The 19,560-nt window shown below is 73.5% G+C and carries 15 protein-coding genes and 1 pseudogene; 6 read left to right on the top strand and 10 right to left on the bottom strand.

The window, feature by feature from the left end; translation table 11 throughout:
* Window positions 1-449 (bottom strand): annotated as a pseudogene (locus tag ABZU32_RS21235) (hypothetical protein); the annotation flags it as partial.
* Window positions 446-1,201 (bottom strand): alpha/beta hydrolase, encoded by a 756-nt coding sequence (locus ABZU32_RS21230; RefSeq protein ID WP_354924454.1) that lies wholly within the window; start codon window positions 1,199-1,201, stop codon window positions 446-448. The pseudogene ABZU32_RS21235 and the gene ABZU32_RS21230, both read right to left, overlap by 4 nt.
* Before the next feature lie 211 nt (window positions 1,202-1,412).
* Between ABZU32_RS21230 and ABZU32_RS21225 the strand changes: the two genes are divergently transcribed.
* The 4 genes from ABZU32_RS21225 to ABZU32_RS21210 all read left to right on the top strand — a co-directional run bounded on the left by ABZU32_RS21225 (window position 1,413) and on the right by ABZU32_RS21210 (window position 7,363).
* Window positions 1,413-2,750: a histidine kinase gene (locus tag ABZU32_RS21225; protein WP_354924452.1), complete on the top strand. Its 1,338-nt coding sequence runs from the start codon at window positions 1,413-1,415 to the stop codon at window positions 2,748-2,750.
* On the top strand, window positions 2,747-3,400 hold the full coding sequence (locus tag ABZU32_RS21220; RefSeq protein WP_354836204.1) for a response regulator transcription factor: 654 nt from the start codon (window positions 2,747-2,749) through the stop codon (window positions 3,398-3,400). The genes ABZU32_RS21225 and ABZU32_RS21220 overlap by 4 nt, the downstream gene beginning before the upstream one ends.
* A gap of 309 nt (window positions 3,401-3,709) precedes the next feature.
* Window positions 3,710-6,085, top strand: a complete 2,376-nt coding sequence (lon, locus tag ABZU32_RS21215) for an endopeptidase La (protein WP_354924450.1) — start codon at window positions 3,710-3,712, stop codon at window positions 6,083-6,085.
* Between the two features lie 141 nt (window positions 6,086-6,226).
* Window positions 6,227-7,363, top strand: coding sequence for a Fic family protein (locus ABZU32_RS21210; protein ID WP_354924448.1), 1,137 nt, complete (start codon window positions 6,227-6,229; stop codon window positions 7,361-7,363).
* Between the two features lie 72 nt (window positions 7,364-7,435).
* On the opposite strand, the gene ABZU32_RS21205 is transcribed toward ABZU32_RS21210, so the two are convergent.
* A complete protein-coding gene (locus tag ABZU32_RS21205) occupies window positions 7,436-7,879 on the bottom strand; it encodes an ester cyclase (protein ID WP_354924446.1) in 444 nt (147 codons plus the stop codon).
* Window positions 7,880-8,105: 226 nt separating this feature from the next.
* On the opposite strand from ABZU32_RS21205, the gene ABZU32_RS21200 reads away from it, so the two are divergent.
* Window positions 8,106-9,641 carry an acyl-CoA synthetase gene (locus ABZU32_RS21200; protein ID WP_354924444.1) on the top strand — a complete coding sequence of 512 codons (1,536 nt, stop codon included), beginning with the start codon at window positions 8,106-8,108 and terminating at the stop codon, window positions 9,639-9,641.
* A 27-nt stretch (window positions 9,642-9,668) separates the two neighbouring features.
* Here ABZU32_RS21200 and ABZU32_RS21195 read toward each other — a convergent pair whose 3' ends face one another.
* Complete coding sequence (locus tag ABZU32_RS21195) at window positions 9,669-11,066, bottom strand: M12 family metallopeptidase (RefSeq protein ID WP_354924442.1); 1,398 nt, start codon at window positions 11,064-11,066, stop codon at window positions 9,669-9,671.
* A gap of 402 nt (window positions 11,067-11,468) precedes the next feature.
* Here ABZU32_RS21195 and ABZU32_RS21190 point away from each other — a divergent pair, with 402 nt between their 5' ends.
* Window positions 11,469-12,833, top strand: a complete 1,365-nt coding sequence (locus tag ABZU32_RS21190; protein WP_354924440.1) for a trypsin-like peptidase domain-containing protein — start codon at window positions 11,469-11,471, stop codon at window positions 12,831-12,833.
* A 201-nt stretch (window positions 12,834-13,034) separates the two neighbouring features.
* Here ABZU32_RS21190 and ABZU32_RS21185 read toward each other — a convergent pair whose 3' ends face one another.
* The 6 genes from ABZU32_RS21185 to cydD form a co-directional block, all read right to left on the bottom strand.
* A complete protein-coding gene (locus ABZU32_RS21185; RefSeq protein ID WP_354836192.1) occupies window positions 13,035-13,772 on the bottom strand; it encodes an ABC transporter permease in 738 nt (245 codons plus the stop codon).
* A gap of 44 nt (window positions 13,773-13,816) precedes the next feature.
* Window positions 13,817-14,707 carry an ABC transporter ATP-binding protein gene (locus ABZU32_RS21180; RefSeq protein WP_354924438.1) on the bottom strand — a complete coding sequence of 297 codons (891 nt, stop codon included), beginning with the start codon at window positions 14,705-14,707 and terminating at the stop codon, window positions 13,817-13,819.
* Window positions 14,704-15,123 carry a transcriptional regulator gene (locus ABZU32_RS21175; RefSeq protein ID WP_354924436.1) on the bottom strand — a complete coding sequence of 140 codons (420 nt, stop codon included), beginning with the start codon at window positions 15,121-15,123 and terminating at the stop codon, window positions 14,704-14,706. The genes ABZU32_RS21180 and ABZU32_RS21175 overlap by 4 nt, the downstream gene beginning before the upstream one ends.
* Window positions 15,120-15,782, bottom strand: coding sequence for a hypothetical protein (locus ABZU32_RS21170; protein WP_354924434.1), 663 nt, complete (start codon window positions 15,780-15,782; stop codon window positions 15,120-15,122). Before ABZU32_RS21170 ends, ABZU32_RS21175 begins: the two co-directional genes overlap by 4 nt.
* 113 nt (window positions 15,783-15,895) lie before the next feature.
* Window positions 15,896-17,662 (bottom strand): thiol reductant ABC exporter subunit CydC, encoded by a 1,767-nt coding sequence (cydC, locus tag ABZU32_RS21165; RefSeq protein ID WP_354924432.1) that lies wholly within the window; start codon window positions 17,660-17,662, stop codon window positions 15,896-15,898.
* On the bottom strand, window positions 17,659-19,548 hold the full coding sequence (gene cydD / locus ABZU32_RS21160; RefSeq protein WP_354924430.1) for a thiol reductant ABC exporter subunit CydD: 1,890 nt from the start codon (window positions 19,546-19,548) through the stop codon (window positions 17,659-17,661). Before cydD ends, cydC begins: the two co-directional genes overlap by 4 nt.
* Window positions 19,549-19,560: the final 12 nt, after the last annotated feature.

Raw genomic sequence — 19,560 nt, 5'->3', positions numbered from 1 at the left:
TCTACCACCCACATCTTCTCTTTCTTTCCGACCCTCCCTCCCCCCCGGCCGCGCTGCCCCCCGCCTGCCCCCCCCCCCGCCGCGTACCCGCCCACGAAGAAGAAGACGGCCAGCGTCTGGAGCACCCACGACAGCGGGACGAGGCCGGGCATGGCGGAGAGCGGGCTGGTGACCCGGAGATGGCCGAGATCGTCCACCACCCAGGCGGTCACCAGCCAGTGCCCCGCGATCACTCCAAGGATCGCCAGGGCGCGCAGCGCGTCGGCTCCCCGGTCGCGCGTGGCCGGCGTGCCCGCCTCGATCCGCCCGGCGAAGGCGTCCCACGCCCGCCACCCCGGCAGTGCCGCCGGTGACGCGGGCCGCGGCCGGGCGTCAGGGGACGCGCATCTCGTCCGGATCGCCGCAAGCCTGGCCCAGATCCGTCCGGCCGGGTCGTGCGCCCGCGTCACGGCGCGCTCACTTCGGAGGCGCGGCCGAGCGTGATCAACGCCAGGTTCCGCAGGGACACGCCACCGGGCTGGAAGTAATCGCTGTGCCCGGCCGCTCCGGCGGCGAAGACGCGGGCGCCGAACGAGGGGCGCGCCGGGTCGGCGCCGAAACCGAGATGCCCGATGCGCACCGGGGGGACGAAACGCATCCAGTCGTTCCCGCCGCGGCCGGCCCACAGCCGGGCCCGGGTGCCGAGATCCCCCGCCCGGCCGACCCCGAGGCCGGGGCTGCCGAAGACGGCCACGTCGGCCACGGGCAGGCCTGGCAGGGCTTTCGCGCAGACCACGGAGCCGTAGCTGTGGCAGAGCAGCGTCACCGGGGCAGAGGTGATCGAGCGGACACGGGCGACGGCGCGGCGCAGTTCTCGGGCGCCGTCTTCGGCGACCGCGTCGGTGGCCGCCGCGAGACTGATGGCCCGCGGGCTGTCGTACCCGAGCCAGGCGACCACCGCCGGCCGGGCCGCCGGATCAAGGCCCCGCACCTGCGCGATCAGGGCGCGCGCGGCGCCGCCCGGCGTGCTGTACGCCTTGCGCCGCCCGCCGTCGAAGGTGGCACGCGTGACGTCGGCGCCGGGCACGATGACGGCGACCCGGTCCGCCGTCGCGAGGTCGCCGAAGACCTCGGCCATCCGGTCGTCGGGAGTGGGGGCGAGCAGGGTGAGGACGCCGAGTGCGCCGGTGAGGGAGATCGCTGCGAAAGCGCTCCTGGCCATGAGGGAGCCTCCTGTCCAGTTCGCGGCGCGCCGCCGCGAACACAGCAGCAAGCTAGGAATCGCGATCGCTGACCCGCGTCCCCGCCAGGTGCGGTCTTCTCCGCTCCCGCCCCGGTACACGGCCGTGCGGCGCGATGGCACCACGGGGTGAGGCGGTCGGATCACCCCTGAGGGTGACGCCGGGTGGGGTCGTGGCTCGTACGCTGGGGCGGTGATCTCGCGTGCCTGGTCCGGGCTCGTCCGGCTGGCGTCGCCGCTGACCGCGGCGCTGGTCACGGGGACGGCGGAGCCCGCGGGCCCGCGGTCGCGGTGGCTGCGGCCCGCCGTGCCGGCGTGGGCGCGGTGGCTGCCGTTCGCCACTGTCGACCTCGTCGTCGTCGCCGACCTGGCGCTGGCCTTCATCCTGCTCGGCACCGGCGTGTCGTACCTGGAGACGGAGGCGGTGGCGTCCCACTTCTCCCCCGATGGGCCCGTCCTGATCGTGCTCGCCGCCGCCTACGCGGTGCCGGTCGCTCTTCGCGAGCGCTGGCCGGTGGCGGCGTGGCGGATCTCGGCGATGGCGGCGGTGGTGGGCGGCCTGGTCAACCCGCGCATCCTCGACGGCGCGATGGGCGGCGCCGCCGGCCACGGTGACGGCGTGATGCCCTACGTGGTGGCCCAGGCGATCACCTATCTGCTCTGCGCGTACTCGATCGCCGTGCGCGCGGATCGCGACGTCGCGATCGGGGTCTGGATCGTCTCAATGGTGGGTGCGTGGATCATCCATCCGAACTCGATGTTCCTTGCCACGGTCCTGGTGACGGTGGCCCTGTTGTTCGGCCAGAACATCCGGGCACGCAGGCGGGCGACCGGCCGGCTGGACGAGGAGCGGCGGCGCGGTGAGGAGCAGCGGGCGGCGCGCGTCGTCCTGGAGGAGCGCACGCGCATCGCCCGAGAGCTGCACGACATCGTCGCCCACCACATGTCGGTGATCGCGATCCAGGCGGAGGCCGTGCCGCTGCGGGCCCACGGCGACGTCGCGGCCCTGGAGGCGGGGCTGGCCGAGATCCGGGTGCTGTCGCTGGCGGCGCTCGCCGAGATGCGCCAGGTGCTGGGCGTCCTGCGTGGTTCGGACGGTCGCCGGGAGACGGCGCCGCAGCCGGGGCTGGACCGGATGGACGACCTGATCGGCAACGTCCGGGCCGCGGGGCTCGCCGTCACGGCCGAGGTGTCCGGGTCTCTCGACCTGCCGGCCGCGGTCGGCCTGTCGGCGTACCGGATCCTGCAGGAGTCGCTGAGCAACGCGATGCGGCACGCGCCCGGGGCGCCGGTGCGGGCCGAGATCGAGCGGACCGTCGCCGAGCTACGGCTGAGCGTGACCAACGGCCCCTCGGGCGCGCCCGCGCCCGGCACCCCGGACGCACCGGGCCAGGGGATCGCCGGAATGCGCGAGCGCGCCGCACTGCTGGGTGGCACCCTGGAAGCCGCGCCCATGACGGACGGCGGGTTCTGGGTGACGGCCACCCTTCCGCTCGCCCCCGCCGAACCCGCCGCGCCGGAGGAGCCGTGATCCGTGTCCTGATCGCCGACGACCAGGGCATGGTCCGCACCGGCTTCACCACCTTCCTCGGCACCCAGCCCGACATCGAGGTCGTCGCGGAGGCCGTCAACGGGCAGGAGGCGGTGACGCGGGCAGGCGAGCTGACGCCGGACGTGGTGCTGATGGACGTCCGCATGCCAGTGATGGACGGCTTGGAGGCGACGCGCCGCATCCTCGCCGGGACCGCCACCAAGGTCCTGATCCTGACGACCTTCGACCTGGACGACTACGTCTACGAGGCGCTGCGGGCGGGGGCGAGCGGCTTCCTGCTCAAGGACGCCTCCGCACAGCAGCTCGTCGAGGCCGTGCGGGTGGTCGCCGCGGGGGAGGCGCTGCTGGCCCCGTCGATCACCAGGCGGCTGATCGCCGAGTTCGCCCGGCTCGGCGGGCCGCGGGCGCCGACCGTGAAACGGCTGGCCGAGCTGACCGGCCGCGAGACCGAAGTGCTGGCGCTGATGGCCCAGGGCCTGTCCAACGGGGAGATCGCCGGACGGCTGGTGGTGGCGGAGCAGACGGTGAAGACCCACGTCGGCCGCATCCTGGCCAAGCTCGGTCTGCGCGACCGTGCCCAGGCCATCGTCTTCGCCTACGAGACCGGCCTGGTGCGCCCCGGCGAGTGAACACGCGGCGAGGCGGCGGCCCCGCGTGATCACGAGGTGGCCCGTCGTTCCCGACCGAGGGGCTGATCGGGCGCCGCCGGGGTCGAGGCCACCGCCGGTGGCCGGCCGCGGTCGTCGTCCGAGTGGCCGCTCGTCATGCGCTGACCTGCGAAGACGTGTCTAGTGCGGTGCCGTTGGCGTGCGGGCGGGCAGCGCGTCCGGCAATGTCGATTACAGAATTACGATCGCTGCAAGCGAACAAGCGCAGACATGGGAACAATCTCGGGCTCTCATTAATTGAGTCGATGTAACTCAACCCTTGGAGTTCGCATGAGTGAGAGCTTGATCCTTCCGGTGCTTCCGCTGGACGACGAGGTCGTCCTGCCCGGCATGGTCGTTCCCCTCGACCTGTCGGACGCCGAGGTGCGCGCCGCCATCGACGCCGCGCGGGCCACCTCCCAGCAGAGCAAGCCGCGCGTGCTGCTTGTTCCGCGCATCGACGGCAAGTACGGCGCCGTCGGCGTCTCGGCGGTCGTCGAGCAGATCGGAAGGCTTCCCGGCGGCGAGCCCGCCGCCGTCGTCCGCGGTGTCGAGCGGGTGCGCATGGGCTCGGGCACGACCGGCCCCGGCGCGGCCCTGTGGGTGGAGTCGACCCGCATGGAGACCGTCCCCGCCGACGGCCGCGCCGAGGAGGCGGCCAAGGAGTACAAGGCCCTGGCCACCACGATCATGCAGAAGCGCGGCGCCTGGCAGATCGTCGACGCCATCAACCAGATCGAGGACGCCTCGGTCCTGGCCGACAGCTCAGGGTACGCGCCGTGGCTCACCACGCCCCAGAAGGTCGAGCTGCTGGAGAACGCCGACCCGGCCGAGCGGCTGGCCCGGCTGGTCGAGTGGGCCCGCGAGCACCTGGCCGAGCTGGACGTCGCCGAGACGATCCGCAAGGACGTCCAGGAGGGCATGGAGAAGCAGCAGCGCGAGTTCCTGCTGCGCCAGCAGCTCGCCGCCGTCCGCAAGGAGCTGGCCGAGCTGAACGGGGACGCCGCCTCCGAGGAGGAGGACTACCGCGCCCGCGTCGAGGCCGCCGACCTGCCGGAGAAGGTCCGCGAGGCCGCGCTCAAGGAGGTCGACAAGCTCGAGCGCACCTCCGACCAGTCGCCCGAGACCGGCTGGATCCGCACCTGGCTGGACACCGTGCTCGACATCCCGTGGAACGAGCGCACCGAGGACTCCTACGACATCACCGCCGCGCGGGCGGTGCTCGACGCCGACCACACCGGCCTCGACGACGTCAAGGACCGCATCATCGAGTACCTCGCCGTCCGCAAGCGGCGCGCCGACCAGGGGCTCGGCGTGGTGGGCGGCCGCCGCAGCGGCGCCGTCCTGGCGCTGGCCGGCCCTCCCGGAGTCGGCAAGACCTCCCTCGGCGAGTCGGTCGCCCGCGCCATGGGCCGTAAGTTCGTCCGCGTCGCCCTCGGCGGCGTCCGCGACGAGGCCGAGATCCGCGGTCACCGGCGCACCTACGTCGGCGCGCTGCCCGGCCGCATCGTGCGGGCGATCCGCGAGGCCGGCAGCATGAACCCCGTCGTCCTGCTGGACGAGGTGGACAAGGTCGGCGCCGACTACCGGGGCGACCCGACGGCGGCGCTGCTGGAGGTGCTGGACCCGGCGCAGAACCACACCTTCCGCGACCACTACCTGGAGGTCGAGCTCGACCTGTCCGACGTGCTGTTCCTGGCCACCGCCAACGTCCTCGAGGCGGTGCCCGGCCCGCTGCTCGACCGCATGGAGATCGTGACCCTCGACGGCTACACCGAGGACGAGAAGGTCGCGATCGCCCGCGACCACCTGCTGCCCCGCCAGCTCGACAAGGCCGGTCTGACCTCCTCGGAGGTCACCGTCGAGGAGGAGGCGCTGCGCAGGCTCGCCGGCGAGTACACCCGGGAGGCCGGCGTCCGCTCGCTGGAGCGGGCGATCGCCCGGGTGCTGCGCAAGGTGACGGCCAACGCGGCCTTGGAGCGGGCGGCGCTGCCGGTGCACGTCGGGGCCGGCGACCTGGTCGGCTACCTCGGCAGGCCGCGGCACGTGCCGGAGTCCTCGCTGCCGGAGTCGGCGCAGCGCACGGCCGTGGCGGGCGTCGCGACCGGGCTCGCGGTGACCGGCGCCGGCGGCGACGTGCTGTACGTCGAGGCGTCGCTGGCCGACCCTGAGACCGGCTCCACGGCCGTCACGCTCACCGGCCAGCTCGGCGAGGTGATGAAGGAGTCGGCGCAGATCGCCCTGTCCTACCTGCGTTCGCGCGGCGCCGAGATGGAGCTGCCGGTCGGGTCGCTGAAGGACCGGTCGGTGCACATCCACGTCCCGGCGGGCGCGATCCCGAAGGACGGCCCCTCGGCGGGCGTCACGATGACCACCGCCCTGGCCTCGCTGCTGTCGGGCCGCCCGGTGCGCTCGGACGTGGCGATGACCGGCGAGGTCTCGCTGACCGGCCGGGTGCTGCCGATCGGCGGCGTCAAGCAGAAGCTGCTCGCCGCCCACCGGGCGGGCATCACCACGGTGCTCATCCCGGCGCGCAACGAGCCCGACCTGGACGACGTGCCCGAGGAGGTCCGCAACGAGCTGACCGTCCACGCGGTGAGCGACGTGCGGGAGGTGCTGGCCATCGCGCTGACCCCGGCCACGGTGGCCGAGACCGCCGCCGTCTGACCTCGGCACGGCCCGGTCCTCGCCGCGGTGTGGACCGGGCCGTCACCGGCCCGGTGCACACGCCGGCCGGAGCGCAGGGACATTTATGGACGAATCATTCGGTCGCTTGACCGGATGATTCGTCCATGCTGTTATAAGGGGGTGATCTACGGAACCCCTGAGCTGGAGCCGGCCGACAAGGCCGTGCTCGGCGAGATCGAGGACATGCGCCGCGACCTGAAGTACCGCCTGGCCGAGCCGCACCGCTGGGACGGGCAGCTCCGGCGCCAGCTCCAGGCGCGTGCCATCCAGGGGTCCAACTCCATCGAGGGCTACCGGGCCAGCGTGGAGGACATCGAGTCCATCATGCTGGGGGAGGAGCCGCTGGAGACCTCGCATGCGGTCGCCAGCGAGATCTCCGGCTACAAGCAGGCGCTCACCTATGTCCGTCGGTTGTCGACGGCCCGCTCGTTCGGCTACGACAAGGGCCTGCTGCACGCGCTGAACTTCATGATGATCGGCCACCACCCCGACAAGACCCCTGGCGTCGTACGGCCGGGCGGCATCTACGTCCGCGACTCCGCCACCGGCCAGGTGGTGTACGAGGGCCCGGACGCCGAGGACGTCCCCGGGCTGCTGGACGAGCTGGTCGAGTGGCTCAACGCCGGAGACCTCGGGGAGCCGGCCTACGTCCGGGCCGCCATGGCGCACCTCAACCTGGTGCGTATCCACCCCTGGAGGGACGGCAACGGGCGCATGTCCAGGGCCCTGCAGACCCTGGTGCTCGGCCGCGACCAGATCACCGCGCCGGAGTTCTGCTCCATCGAGGAATGGCTGGGCGAGGGACGCACCACCTACGACTACTACGACGCCCTCAGGGACGTCGGGCGCGATCACTGGAGCCCGCACGGCGAGACCCTGCCCTGGGTGCGGTTCTGCCTGCGGGCGCATCACATGCAGGCGCAGCGGGTGCGGCGCCGGCTGGCCGAGGCGGGGGAGGTGTGGACGCTTCTCGAGGAGCAGGTCGACAAGGAGGGCCTGCACACCCGGTGCGTCTCCGCGCTGTACCAGGTCTTCGTGAGCAGGCGGCTGCGGCGCGGCACCTACCAGGCCGAGGAGTCGCTCAGCCAGGGCCAGGCCGCCCGGGACCTTCGTGAGCTGGCCGCACGCGACTGGCTCACCCCCTATGGCGAGACCAAGGGACGCTTCTACGCTCCCGGCCCCCGGATGGAGAAGGTCAAGGCGGACTTCGCCGCCCGCGTCGAGCCGCTGCGCGACCCGTACCGCACCGCCGCCTGACCGCAGGCCCGGGACGGCATGGCAGGGGCGAGGGGAACCGGGCGCCGCATCGGGTGAGTTCCCTGTGGGGGGCTACGCGCCGGCCGGGTCGTCGGTCGACAGACGCAGGCCGAGCTGGGTGTACAGCTCCAACTGGTCGAAGTACTCCCGGTGCGTGACGATCTTGCCGTCCTCGACGAAGGAGGCGCAGGTGCCGCGCAGTGTGATACGGCGACCGGTCGGCTCCAGTTCCCGCCCGTCGGGCAGCAGGAACGGCCCGGTGTGCGTGCCGGTCCCCGTCCATTCGACCATCATGGGTCTGTCGGTGCTGGTGGCCTCGTACCACACCTCCAGGTGGAGGTCCGGAAATCCCTGGAAGAACTGCTCGTAGACCCACGCGATCTGCTCGTGTCCCTCCGCCACTCCTACGGGGGAGACTAAAACGGCGTCCTCGGTGAAAAGTTCGAGCATCCGGCTCACATCGTGATCATTGAGCGCGTCGGCCAGTCCGCGCTTGACTTCCCACTTGTCGACCATGGCCGTGGTCCTTCCGTGGTCGGGTGTCAACCTATCGATCACGCTACCCAGCAGTAGGTCGGCTACCGGCTACGAGAACGTCGCGGACACGCCAGGAAGTCCCGTCGTCCTCCAAGCCGGGCAAAGTCGCGCGGAGACCTCCCATGCCCGCCGGGCCGGCGGGCCGGCGCCGCGCCGATCAGCGGGTGCTTTTCCGCGGCGAGATAACCGAGTACGGTTCGGTTTTATGTACCCGGGAGCGGTCGCGGCCGAGACGCCCGACAAACCTGCCGTGATCATGGCGGGCTCCGGGCGGGTGGTGACCTACCGCGAACTGGACGAGGAGTCCAACCGGCTGGCGCGGCTGTTCCGGTCGGCCGGGCTGCGACCCGGGCAGCACATCGCCCTCATGCTGGAGAACCACCCGCTGTTCCTGGTGGTGGCATGGGCGGCGCACCGCTCCGGGCTGTACTACACGGCCATCAGCCCCCGTCTTCAGCCCGACGAACTGGCCTACATCCTGGACAACTGCCAGGCCGAGGTCTTCATCTCCTCGGCGGCGCTCGCCGGCGTCGCCACCTCGGTCACCGAGCGCACGCCGAAGGTCCGGCTCAGGCTGATGATGGACGGCGTCGCCCCCGGCTTCGCCTCCTACGAGCGGGCCGTGGCCGAGCACCCGCCGCTTCCCGTCGAGGACGAGTGCCAGGGGGCGGACATGCTCTACTCCTCGGGCACCACCGGCCGTCCCAAGGGCGTCAAGCCACCGCTGAGCCGCGCGCCGCTCGAGGCTCCCGGCGCACTGGTGGGGTTGGTCCGGCTGCTGTTCGACCCGTCGTCCGACGCGGTGTACCTGTCGCCGGCTCCGCTCTACCACGCCGCGCCCCTGCGCTACTGCATGGCCTTCCAGCGCATCGGCGCGACCGTCGTGGTGATGGAGAGGTTCGACCCCGAGCAGGCGCTGGCGCTGATCGAGAAGTACCGCGTCACCCACTCGCAGTGGGTGCCGACCATGTTCATCAAGATGCTCAAGCTCCCCGAGGCCGTGCGCCGCAAGTACGACCTGTCCTCGCTGACCTGCGCCATCCACGCGGCCGCGCCGTGCCCGGTCCCGGTCAAGGAGCAGATGATCGACTGGTGGGGGCCGGTCGTCCACGAGTACTACGCGGGCACCGAGGGCAACGGCTTCCTGTACGTGGGTCCCGAGGACTGGCTCGCCCACAAGGGCACCGTGGGGCGCCCGCTGCTCGGCGTCGTCCACATCTGCGACGAGGACGGCGAGGAGCTGCCGGCCGGCGAGCACGGCACCGTGTACTTCTCCGACGGGCCGCGGTTCGAGTACCACGGCGACCCGGAGAAGACGCGCGCGGCCGGCGACCCGAAGGGCCGGGGGTGGACGACGCTCGGCGACATCGGCTACCTGGACCAGGACGGCTTCCTGTACCTCACCGACCGCCGCTCCTACATGATCATCTCTGGTGGGGTCAACGTGTACCCGCAGGAGGCGGAGAACGTGCTGTCCCTGCACCCGAAGGTGGCCGACGTGGCGGTCTTCGGGGTGCCCGACGAGGAGATGGGCGAGGCGGTGAAGGCCGTCGTCCAGGCCGCCGATCCGGCCGAGGCCGGGCCTGCCCTCGCGGCCGAGCTCATCGCGTACTGCCGCGACCGCCTCGCCCACTACAAGTGCCCCCGATCTGTGGACTTCCGGCCGGAGCTTCCCCGCCATCCCACGGGGAAGCTCTACAAGCGCCTGCTGCGTGACGAGTACTGGCCGTCCGCCGGCTGATCCCGCCCGGTCGCCCGCTCGCGCCGGTCAGGGCGCGAGCGCCGGGAGCCCCGCGGCCGGCTGCGGCATCGCGGGTGACCCCAGGTGCGCCGGCGGTCCGGGCTCCGCCGGCGGTCCGGGCTTCGCGGGAGGCTCGGGTTTCACGGATGGTCCGCCGGGCGTCACGGGTGGTTCCGGCTTCACGGGCGGTTCGGGCTTCGCGGGTGGTTCGCCGGGCTTCACGGGCGGCTCCTCGGGTGGCGCCGGAGGCTTCGCGACGGCCGGCGGGCAGTCGTAGAGCGAGCGCACGGCCGTCAGGTCGGCCCGGCTGAAGCCCTCCCGCTGGCCGATCGGCACCGGCATGAGCGGGACCAGGGTGTCCAGCCCGTTGGCGCTGAAGAAGTTCCTGCCGTACAGCATCACCGACCCGTAGTCGAGCGTCCCGAACAGCCGGTTCTGTTCGGGCGCCAGCTTCTGGAACTGGGGCTCGTACCCTTTCAGCACGTTCTCCAGATGGACGGTCACCGCGGAGTCCCGGTCGGAGCGCGAATGTTCGTGGTAGAAGCCGATGGCGTGCAGCAACTCGTGAATGGCGACGCCCTTGCGCTCGCACCCCGCGCCGATCGAGACGTCCTGCGGCTGCCCGCCGATGCGTCCCACGTACGAATAGCAGCCCTTGCCGGAGATGACGTTCAGATATCCCGCCTCGTCGGTGCGCGGGACGAAACGCACGCAGGTGTTGTCGTGGAAATCCTTCATCGCCTGGACGACCGCCTCGCGCGCCCCGGGCGTCAGCGCGGGGGACAGGACGTAGGGCACCCTCCGGTCGGGCCACAGCGCGCCCGCCTGGGTGGTGCCCGCGCCCGCCGAGGACCCGGGGCAGGCGGCGAGACGCGCCGGCCGCCCAGACGGCGGCCCCGGCGCGGCCGGTGGCGAGGCCGGCCTGGCCGCAGGTGAGGCCGATCCGGTCGGAGATGAAGCAGTCGCGGCCGGAGGTGAAGCCGGCGGGGCCGGTGGTGAGGCCGGCCTGGTCGGAGGTGGAGCAGGCGCGGCCGGAGGTGAGCCGGGCATGACCCGGGGCGGGTCCTGCGCGCCCGTCACCGGCTCTCCCGGCCCCTGCTCTCCCGGTGGGGGCGGGGTGAGGCGGCCGGTCCCGGGGAAGACGCCCGGCAACTGGATCTTCCCGGCGGAGGCGTCGGCGGGCGTGCCGATGATGATGTCGCCCTCGGTGACGGCGTGCCCGTCGATGTCCGCGAACCCGATCGTGTGCGGCTGCCCGGTGACGTCCGGAGCGGTGACGAACTGGGACGGGTGCTCGACCTGCTGCTGCCACAGCCAGTCCAGCGCGTCGTCGTCGCCGTCACCGTCCCCGTCACCGGCGAAGGCGGGCGCGGCCACCGTCAGCAGCCCGGACATCACCACGGCCAATATCAGTTTATGTCGCATATCGATACCCCCGGAAAGCGTTTCACGACGGTGTGCGAACCGTCGCGGGGGAAACCTACCCGCATGATCACCCGGCACTCGTGGGAAAAGCCGGCGCGACGGGAGACCTCGTCGGGAGCGCGGCGCCCACGGTAATTCACCGGGCCCCCTTTCTCCTTATCCCGGCCTTACATTTCCGCCGCAGTCGGGACGGCGATAATGCAGGTCAGCGCCATTTCCGCAGGTCGCTCCGCCGGTCGGCGACCGCCGTGCCGCCGCCGGTGACAACCTCCAGGCGACGTTCAGCAGACCTTCAGTCAGGGCTTAGGACGTTCTTATCGCCGGTGCGCCATCATTGATTTACCGGTCCTCAACCGGCCGCCGCCGAATAGCGGCGCATGCGGACGACCTTGGGGGAAAGAGATGAGCACCGAAGACCCGCGTGAGCAGACGACCAGCGAGACCACCCCGGTGGAGGCGCCGGGTGCGCGGGGCTGGACGCAGTTCGGCCGGACCGCGCCCCAGACGGGCGGCTTCCGGCACCATTGGAGCGCACCGGGCGGGCCGGCCGGTGACACCCAGCAGTTGCCGCCCTTCGCGGCGGGCGCCGTGCCGGCCGGTGGCCCGGCGGGCGGGTGGTGGACCACCGGTCGCAAGGCGATGGCGGGCCTCGCCCTGGCCGCGGTGGCGATCGGAGGCGGGGCCGCGGGGGCCTTCGTCGCCACGGCCGCCGCCGGGACCCAGCCCGTGATCTCCAGCCCGATCGTCCGTCCGGCGTCCAACACCGCCGCCGCGACGGTCGCCGACGTGGCGCGGGCCGTGCAGCCCTCCGTGGTCTCCATCACCGTGACCAGCGGCGCCGGCCAGGCCGAGGGCTCAGGGGTGGTCCTGTCCGAGGACGGCCTGATCCTCACCAACAACCACGTGGTCGCCGGAGCCGGGCAGGACGCCAAGCTCCAGGTGAAGTTCAGCGACGGTAAGGTCGCCTCGGCCGACGTCGTCGGCACCGACCCGGCCACCGACCTCGCCGTGGTGCGGGCGAAGGACGTGTCCGGGCTGACCAAGGCCACGCTCGGCGACAGCGACAAGCTGAGGGTCGGCGACGCCGTCCTGGCCATCGGCAGCCCGCTGGGGCTGGAGGGCTCGGTGACCGCCGGCATCGTGAGCGCGCTGGACCGCACGCTGACCGTCGGCGGCGAGTCCCAGCAGCAGCGCCCGCAGCTCCCGCCGGGCTGGGGCGACGGCGGGTTCGGCCAGCAGCAACCCGGCCAGCAGCAGCCTGGCCAGCCGCAGAGCTCCGGCACGACGATCGGCGGAGCCATCCAGACCGACGCCGCGATCAACCCCGGCAACTCGGGCGGCGCCCTGGTGAACGCCTCCGGCCAGGTGGTCGGCGTCAACAGCGCCATCGCGACCAACGGCGGCGAGGGCAACATCGGCGTGGGCTTCGCCATCCCCATCAACACCGCCCGCCAGGTCGCCGACCAGCTGATCAAGACCGGCAAGGTCAGCCACGCCTACCTCGGGGTCACCCTGGCCGACGCCACCGGCGACACCCCCGGCGCCGTCATCGGAACGGTGCAGGAGGGCAGCCCGGCCGAGCGGGCGGGGCTCAAGGCCGGTGACCTGATCACCAAGATCGGCCAGACGCAGGTGTCCGGGGCCGAGACGGTGGTCGGCGCGGTGCGCGGCTTCCAGCCCGGCACCAAGATCGAGGTGACGTACCAGCGGGGCGGCGCCACCTCCACGGCCACCGTCACCCTCACCGAGAAGACCGTGACGAGCTGACCGTCTCCAGGACCGGACGCGCCACCGGGTACGCTGCGGGCCCGGCGGCGCGTCTGCCCTTCCCCTGAGGCCCGCGACCGAGCAGGTCGCGGGTCTCAGGGGCTCTCCGGTGTCCAGGGAGGCGGGCCTCAGGGGCTCCGGCGCCCGAGGAGTGTCGGCCTCAGGGGGCTTGAGCACCGGGGGAGCAGGGGGCGTGGGAGCTCAGGAGAACCTGCGGCCCTCGTCGCGGCGGTAGGCCCAGGCGGCCAGGCCGCCCGCGACCACCGTCCACACCGCCATCATCACCAGCGCGAGGGGGTGCGGGGTGAAGTCCCCCGTCGCGGCCCACACCAGTTCCACCGCGCCGCGCGCCGGCAGGTAGGGGGCGATGGCCTCGATGAAGCCCGGAGCCCGCCCCGGGCCGGTGAGCAGCCCGCTGCCGAACGCCATCGGCAGGAACACGACCTGCGCGACGGCGATCGCCGCCTTCGACGGAAGCGCGTAACCGATCAGCAGGCCCAGCATGGTGAACGGGACGGCGGCGACGGCCAGCGCGCCGAGGCCCAGCAGCGCGCCGAGGGGCGTCACCGTCGCCTCGGTGAGCAGCGCGGCGATCAGGACCACCGGCAGCAGGGCCAGTGCCAGGAAGGCCAGGCCGTTGAGCAGCCGGCCGGCGAACCTCGGCCCGGCGCCGGCGGGCAGCGTGCGCAGGTAGGGGTCCCAGGGCTGCGCGCGGTCCTCGGCGACGCCGACGCCGTAGGAGAACAGGCAGGTCCCCATGACCGCGAACGTCATCATCGAGCCCGTGGCGAACGTCGCGGCGACCGGGTCGCCGCCGGCGAAGGGGACCACGAAGAACAGCATCGAGGCGGAGGGGAAGAAGGTGTTGCCGATCACCGCGATGGGGATGCGGATGGTCTCGAGGAACTGGTACTTCACGTGCGTGACGACGAGCGACACAGGACTCTCCCTCGGGGGGCGGGCAGGGGCTGTCAGCGGGGAGCTCAGGCGGCGGCGGGCGCGTCGTCCCGGGCGGTGATCGCCAGGAACGCCTCCTCGAGCGTGGTGGCCCGGATCTCCAGGCCCGAGAAGGGCACGCCCGACCCGACCAGCTCGCGGACCAGCCGGTCGGCGTCGGCGGTGACCAGGTGCGTCCGGTCGCCGTCGGTCTCCGCGCGCAGGACGCCCGGTAGCTCGGGCAGGTGGGCGGCGGTCAGGCTGACCCGGCGGACGCCCACCATGCCGCGCACCGCCGCGAGGCTGTCGTCGGCGAGCACCCGGCCCTTGCCAAGGACGACGACCCGCTGGGCCAGCGCCTCGATCTCCTCCAGGTAGTGGCTGGTCAGCAGCACGGTGCCTCCATCGGCGTGGAAGGCGCGCACGGCCTCCCACAGCGCGCGGCGGGCCTCGACGTCCAGCCCCGTGGTGGGCTCGTCGAGCAGGACGAGCCGCGGCCGCCCGGCGAACGCCAGGGCGACCGCGATCCGCCTCTTCTGCCCGCCCGACAGGCCCCCGATCTGCCGGTCGCGCATGCCGGTGAGTCCGAAGCGCTCGAGAAGCTCGTCGCGGTCGGCCCGCGAGGGGAAGTGGGCCGCGACGAAGTCCACGCACTCGCGCACGCGCAGGGTGGGCGGGAGCCCGGTCTCCTGCGGGGTCATGCCGAGCAGGCGGCGGCGGGCCGGGTCGCCGGGCGGGCCGCCGAACAGGCTGACCGAGCCCGAGGACGGCCGCCGCAGCCCGGCCAGCAGGTTGACCAGGGTCGACTTGCCGGCGCCGTTCGGGCCGAGCAGGCCGATGAGCTCCCCCTCCCGGATCTCCAGCGATGTGGTGTCGAGCGCGGTCACCTCGCCGTACCGGCGGGCGACCTCCTCGAGGCGAGCGAGCGTCTCGGTCATGGTTCCTGCCCCGTCTCTTTCTGGTCTGTACCGGATGGCGCCGAAGGCGCCGTCTCGCCGCCGGCCGCGCGGATCTCCCGCGCGCGCGCCGGGGCCGGCTGGGCGCCGGCCATGTCGAGCAGCGCCCGGATGGCGGCGGTGTAGTCGTCGAAGGCCAGCCGCCCCCGCCGGGTGAGCGCCACGTACGTCACCGGGGTGCGCCCCCGGTGGGTCTTGCCGATCTCGACATATCCGGCGCTCTCGAGCTTGCTGAGGTGCACCGACAGGTTGCCGGCGGTCATGCCGAGGATGTCCTTCAGGCCGGGGAAGCTGATCTGGTCTCCCTCGGCCAGGGTGGACAGCGCGGTGACGACGCGCAGGCGCGCCTGGGCGTGGATGACGGGGTCGAGCTCGGGGAGCCCGGCGGACGGGCTCATGCCCTGCCCGGCCGCAGGCGGGTGCGCAGGTGGATGCCCACGCCCATGGCGATGAAGACGCCGCCCACGCCCACGGCGGAGAACAGCGCGTGCAGCCCGGGGCCGGCGACCACGCCGGCGACGTTCACCACGGTGACCCAGACGCCCACGGCGAACATCTGGCGCACCCCCCACACGGCCCCTCCGGCCATGAACAGCAGGCCGACGACCAGCATCGAGACACAGCACCAGAGCAGGGTGCGCTCGGCCTCGGGCAGGAGCCCGCCGAAGTGGCCGCACAGCGCCCCGACGAGCATGTAGCCGAAGAACCAGCTCAGGCCGTACATGGCGCCCCGCGCCTGCGAGGCGCCGCGCACCTGGCTGCCCTGCCGCCACCCGGCGTACCCGGTGATGACCAGGGCCAGGATCATCGTGCCGAACAGGATCGTCAGCGCCATGCCCAGCGAGAGCGGCCCCTGCGGCCGCCCCGACGCCCCGTAGCGCACGAACAGGGCGCCGTAACCGATCAGCCAGACCAGCCCCCACATGATGTAGAAGGCGGGCAGCGGACCGGCGAAATGCCGGGCCGCCGCCGCCCGCTGGTCCTCGATGATGCCCAGCATCTCCTCCGGACTGAGCGCCCGCTCACCCTCGGCGTCCTCGGCCTCACCTGCCCGCATGACCCTCTCCTCACACCGCACCGCAAACTGGTTTGAACTATAAACCAAACAGGTTTGCGATGTAAACCACTACCCCGCGTTTCGGCATCAGGCGACCGGATCGGTGCGGGTGGTCAGGCGGAGGGCGTGGTGAGGGCCTCGGAGTGCCAGAGGTCGTGGTAGTAGCCGGGGGCGGAGATCAGTTCCTCGTGGCGGCCGCGCTGTGTCACGCGGCCGGACTCCAGGACGACGATCTCGTCCACGCCCTCCAGGCCGTGCAGGCGGTGGGTGACCAGCAGCGTCGTGCGGCCGTGGGTGGCGTCGAGCAGGTCGGCCATCAGGGCGTCGGCGGTGGCGCCGTCCAGCGCCTCGGCGGGCTCGTCGAGCAGCAGGACCTCCGGGTCGTGCAGCAGCGCGCGCGCCAGGGCGAGCCGCTGGAGCTGGCCGCCGGAGACCGTGCGCCCGTCCTCGCCCAGCGTCACCTCCCAGCCGGTGCGCTCGACCCAGGCGTCCAGCCGCGCCCGGCGCACCGCCTCGGCCAGCTCGTCGTCACCGGCGTCCGGACCGGCCAGCCGCAGGTTGTCGCGCAGCGTCGCACGGAAGACATAGGGGTCCTGCGTCAGCCCGGTGATCAGGGAGCGGACGTCGTCGGTGGAGAACGCGCGGACGTCGGCGCCGTTGAGGCGGATGCTCCCCGACTCGAAGCCGGTCGTGCGCATGAGCGCGGACAGCAGCGTGCTCTTGCCCGCCCCGCTCGGCCCGACCACGGCCACCCGCTTGCCGGGGGTCAGCGTGAGGCCGACGCCGTCCAGCGCGGCGGGGCGGCCGGGCGCGTGGCGGACCACCAGGTCCGCCACCTCGACGGTCAGCGGGCCTCGCGGCGCGGGGGCGGGCGCGGCCGGCTCGGGTACGGCGGCCGGGACGGCCTGGACCTCCCGCAGCCGGCGCAAGGCCGCGCTCACCCCGGCGAACCGCTCGCCCGCCGCGGCCAGCGGCAGGACCGGCTCGAACGACACCAGGGCCGTCAGCGTCAGCACGGCCGTCGCCACCGTCCCAAGCTGGGCCCGCTGGGCGGTCAGCACCACGGCGGCCACCGTGAGGCCCTGAACGAGGGTGCCGGCCATCAGGGCCGCGGCGTTCGCCCGGCTCTGCCGCCGCTCCAGCGCCGCGAGCCGCGCGTCGGCCTCGGCGGCGGACGCCAGCGCCCGGTCCCCGGCCCCGTAGGCGGCCAGGTCGGCGGCGCCGTGCACCAGGTCGGCGACCCGGGCCGCCAGGTCGGCCCGTGCGGGCGCCAGGCGCGCCGACCACCGGCGGGCGGCGGCGGCCGTCCCGGCGGGCAGCAGCACACCGGCGAGCAGCAGGCCCGCGAGCAGGACCAGCGCGGCGGCGGGCAGCAGGAAGGCCCCCAGCGTCACCGCGGCGACGGCCGTCACCAGGGCGGCGAGGGCCGGCAGCAGGCAGCGGACCAGCAGGTCCTGGACGGCGTCGGTGTCGTCGACCATGCGGCTCAGCAGGTCGGCGCCCCGGTGGCCGGGCGGGCGGGCCGGGATGAGCGCCCGGTACAACCGCTCCCGGGTCGTGGCCTGCGCGCGCAGTGCCACGTCGTGCCCGGCCAGGCGCTCGGCGTACCGGAACACGCCCCGGCTGGTCGCGAAGGCCCGCACCCCGACGATCGCCACGCTGAGGGCGGCCAGGGACGGCCGCTCGGCGGCCCGGGTGATCAGCCAGGCGGCGCAGCCGATGAGCGCCAGCGACGCCAGCTCGGCGGCGGCGCCCGCGGCGACGGCGGTCAGCGTGCGCCCGCCCATCCCGGACACGGGGTTCCGCCAGGACACCGGGTTCCTCCCGGGGACGGACGCGTCCGGGCTGGTCACCGGCCCGGTCGGCGTGCCGGTGGTCATCGCCCGCCTCCCAGCGTCGTCCCGCCCTCGCCGCCCGGCCCCGCGACCCGCACCGGCTCCGCGGCGGACCGGATGGCCTCGCCGGAGGTCGTCGGCGGCTTCGGGGTGGGTGGGGGGTCCCCGTTCGCCGGATTCCTCGCCGGGGTGGACGGGGACGGGAAGGTCGCGTCGCCGGAGGCGGGCGAGGGCTTCGGGGCGGCGGGGACGGGGAGCGCGTCGCCGGGCGGGGAGGACGGGCGGTCGGAGATGATCTTGCCGTCGGCCACGCGGACGACGCGGTCGGCCAGCTCGATCATCGCGGGCCGGTGGGCGACGATGACCGCGGTGCGGCCCTCGGCCAGCGTCCGGGTGGCCGCCACGATGGCGGCCTCGCTCCTGCCGTCCAGGCGCGCGGTCGGCTCGTCCAGCAGCAGCACCTGCGCGTCCGGGCGGCAGAACGCGCGCGCCAGCGCGACGCGCTGCCGCTGGCCCGCCGACAGGTCGGCCCCGCGCTCGCCGACGACGGTGGCGTACCCCTCGGGGAGCGCCTGCGCGAACTCCGCCGCCCGTGCGGCCGACGCCGCGGCGTGGACCTGCTGCTCGGAGGCGTCGGAGCCGAGCCGGATGTTGTCGGCGACGGAGGCGGCGAACAGGTGGGGGCGCTGCGGTACGAACGCCAGGCGGCGGCGCCACCGGCCGGCGTCCACGGCGGAAAGGTCCACCCCATCGACCAGCACGCGGCCCTCGGAGGGGGTGACGAAGCCGAGCAGCAGGTGGAGCAGGGTGCTCTTGCCGGCGCCGCTCTCGCCGACCAGCGCCACGCGCTCGCCGGGGGCGACGGTCAGCGACACGCCGTCGAGCGCGGCGTCCTCGCGCCCCGGGTAGCGGACGGTGACGTTCTCCAGCCTGATCTCCGGCACACCGGCCGGCATCGCGGCGGCCGGGGCAGGTACGGGCGTGTCGAGGGCGCCGGAGGTGGTCCGCTCCAGGACGGCGAAGGCGTCGTCGGCCGCGGCGACCCCCTCCATGGCGGCGTGGAACCTGGTGCCCATCATGCGAAGCGGGATGTAGGCCTCGGGAGCGAGCAGCAGCACCAGCAGGGCGGTGCGCAGGTCCAGCGACCCCGACAGCAGCCGCAGGCCGACCGGGACCGCGACGAGCGCGAGGGACAGCGAGGCGACCAGCTCCAGCACCAGGGAGGACAGGAAGGCCACCCGCAGGGTTCGCATGGTGGCCGAACGGTGGGCGTCGGCGACCTGCCGGACCACCGTGGCCTGGTACTGGGCGCGCCCGAACGCGCGCAGCGTCGGCAGGCCGCGCACCACGTCGAGGAAGTGGCCGCCGAGGCGCGACAGCGCCCGCCACTGCCGCTCGGTGACCGCCTTGGTCTGCCACCCGACCAGCGCCCCGAAGACCGGGATCAGCGGCAGCGTGAGCAGGACGATGACGGCGGTGCCGAGGTCGGCCGCGAGGAGCCGCACCAGCACGGCGACCGGCACGACCCCGGCGACGGCGACCGCGGGCAGGTAGCCGGTGACGTAGGGGTCCAGCGCGTCCAGCCCTCGTCCGGCCAGGGTGACCAGCTCGCCGGACCGGCGGGCGCTGAGCCCGCCCGGCCCGAGGTCGCGCAGCCGCGCCAGCAGCTCGCGCCGCAGCACCGACTTCAGCGCGGTCGCGGTGCGCCCCGCCGTGACGCCCTGCAGGCCGCCCAGCAGCGCGCGCACCACGACCACGGCCGCCAGCGGGAGCAGGGCCGCCGTGGTGAACGCCCCTGAGAGCACACCCGACAGCAGCTCGGCCTGCGCCAGGACGAGCGACCCGGCGAGGACGGCCGCCGCCAGGCACACCATCAGGTGCAGGCGGACCGCCGGCACGGTGCGCGCCAGGCGCAGCAGATCCTTGTGCATCGGCTCCTCGAA

The sequence above is a fragment of the Sphaerisporangium sp. NPDC005288 genome (genome assembly GCF_040607475.1).
GTDB lineage: Bacteria > Actinomycetota > Actinomycetes > Streptosporangiales > Streptosporangiaceae > Sphaerisporangium > Sphaerisporangium rhizosphaerae.
Note: the sequence above shows the minus strand (reverse complement) of the source record. Positions and strands in the feature narration are given on the sequence as shown.

Bases quoted from the DNA above. Each gene is read 5' to 3' on its own strand.
- cydD (WP_354924430.1), bottom strand. From the start codon at position 19,548: ATGCACAAGGATCTGCTGCGCCTGGCGCGCACCGTGCCGGCGGTCCGC.
- ABZU32_RS21175 (WP_354924436.1), bottom strand. From the start codon at position 15,123: ATGAGCCCGTCCGCCGGGCTCCCCGAGCTCGACCCCGTCATCCACGCC.
- ABZU32_RS21200 (WP_354924444.1), top strand. From the start codon at position 8,106: ATGTACCCGGGAGCGGTCGCGGCCGAGACGCCCGACAAACCTGCCGTG.
- ABZU32_RS21195 (WP_354924442.1), bottom strand. From the start codon at position 11,066: ATGCGACATAAACTGATATTGGCCGTGGTGATGTCCGGGCTGCTGACG.
- ABZU32_RS21230 (WP_354924454.1), bottom strand. From the start codon at position 1,201: ATGGCCAGGAGCGCTTTCGCAGCGATCTCCCTCACCGGCGCACTCGGC.
- ABZU32_RS21170 (WP_354924434.1), bottom strand. From the start codon at position 15,782: ATGCGGGCAGGTGAGGCCGAGGACGCCGAGGGTGAGCGGGCGCTCAGT.
- lon (WP_354924450.1), top strand. From the start codon at position 3,710: ATGAGTGAGAGCTTGATCCTTCCGGTGCTTCCGCTGGACGACGAGGTC.
- ABZU32_RS21180 (WP_354924438.1), bottom strand. From the start codon at position 14,707: ATGACCGAGACGCTCGCTCGCCTCGAGGAGGTCGCCCGCCGGTACGGC.
- cydC (WP_354924432.1), bottom strand. From the start codon at position 17,662: ATGACCACCGGCACGCCGACCGGGCCGGTGACCAGCCCGGACGCGTCC.
- ABZU32_RS21205 (WP_354924446.1), bottom strand. From the start codon at position 7,879: ATGGTCGACAAGTGGGAAGTCAAGCGCGGACTGGCCGACGCGCTCAAT.
- ABZU32_RS21190 (WP_354924440.1), top strand. From the start codon at position 11,469: ATGAGCACCGAAGACCCGCGTGAGCAGACGACCAGCGAGACCACCCCG.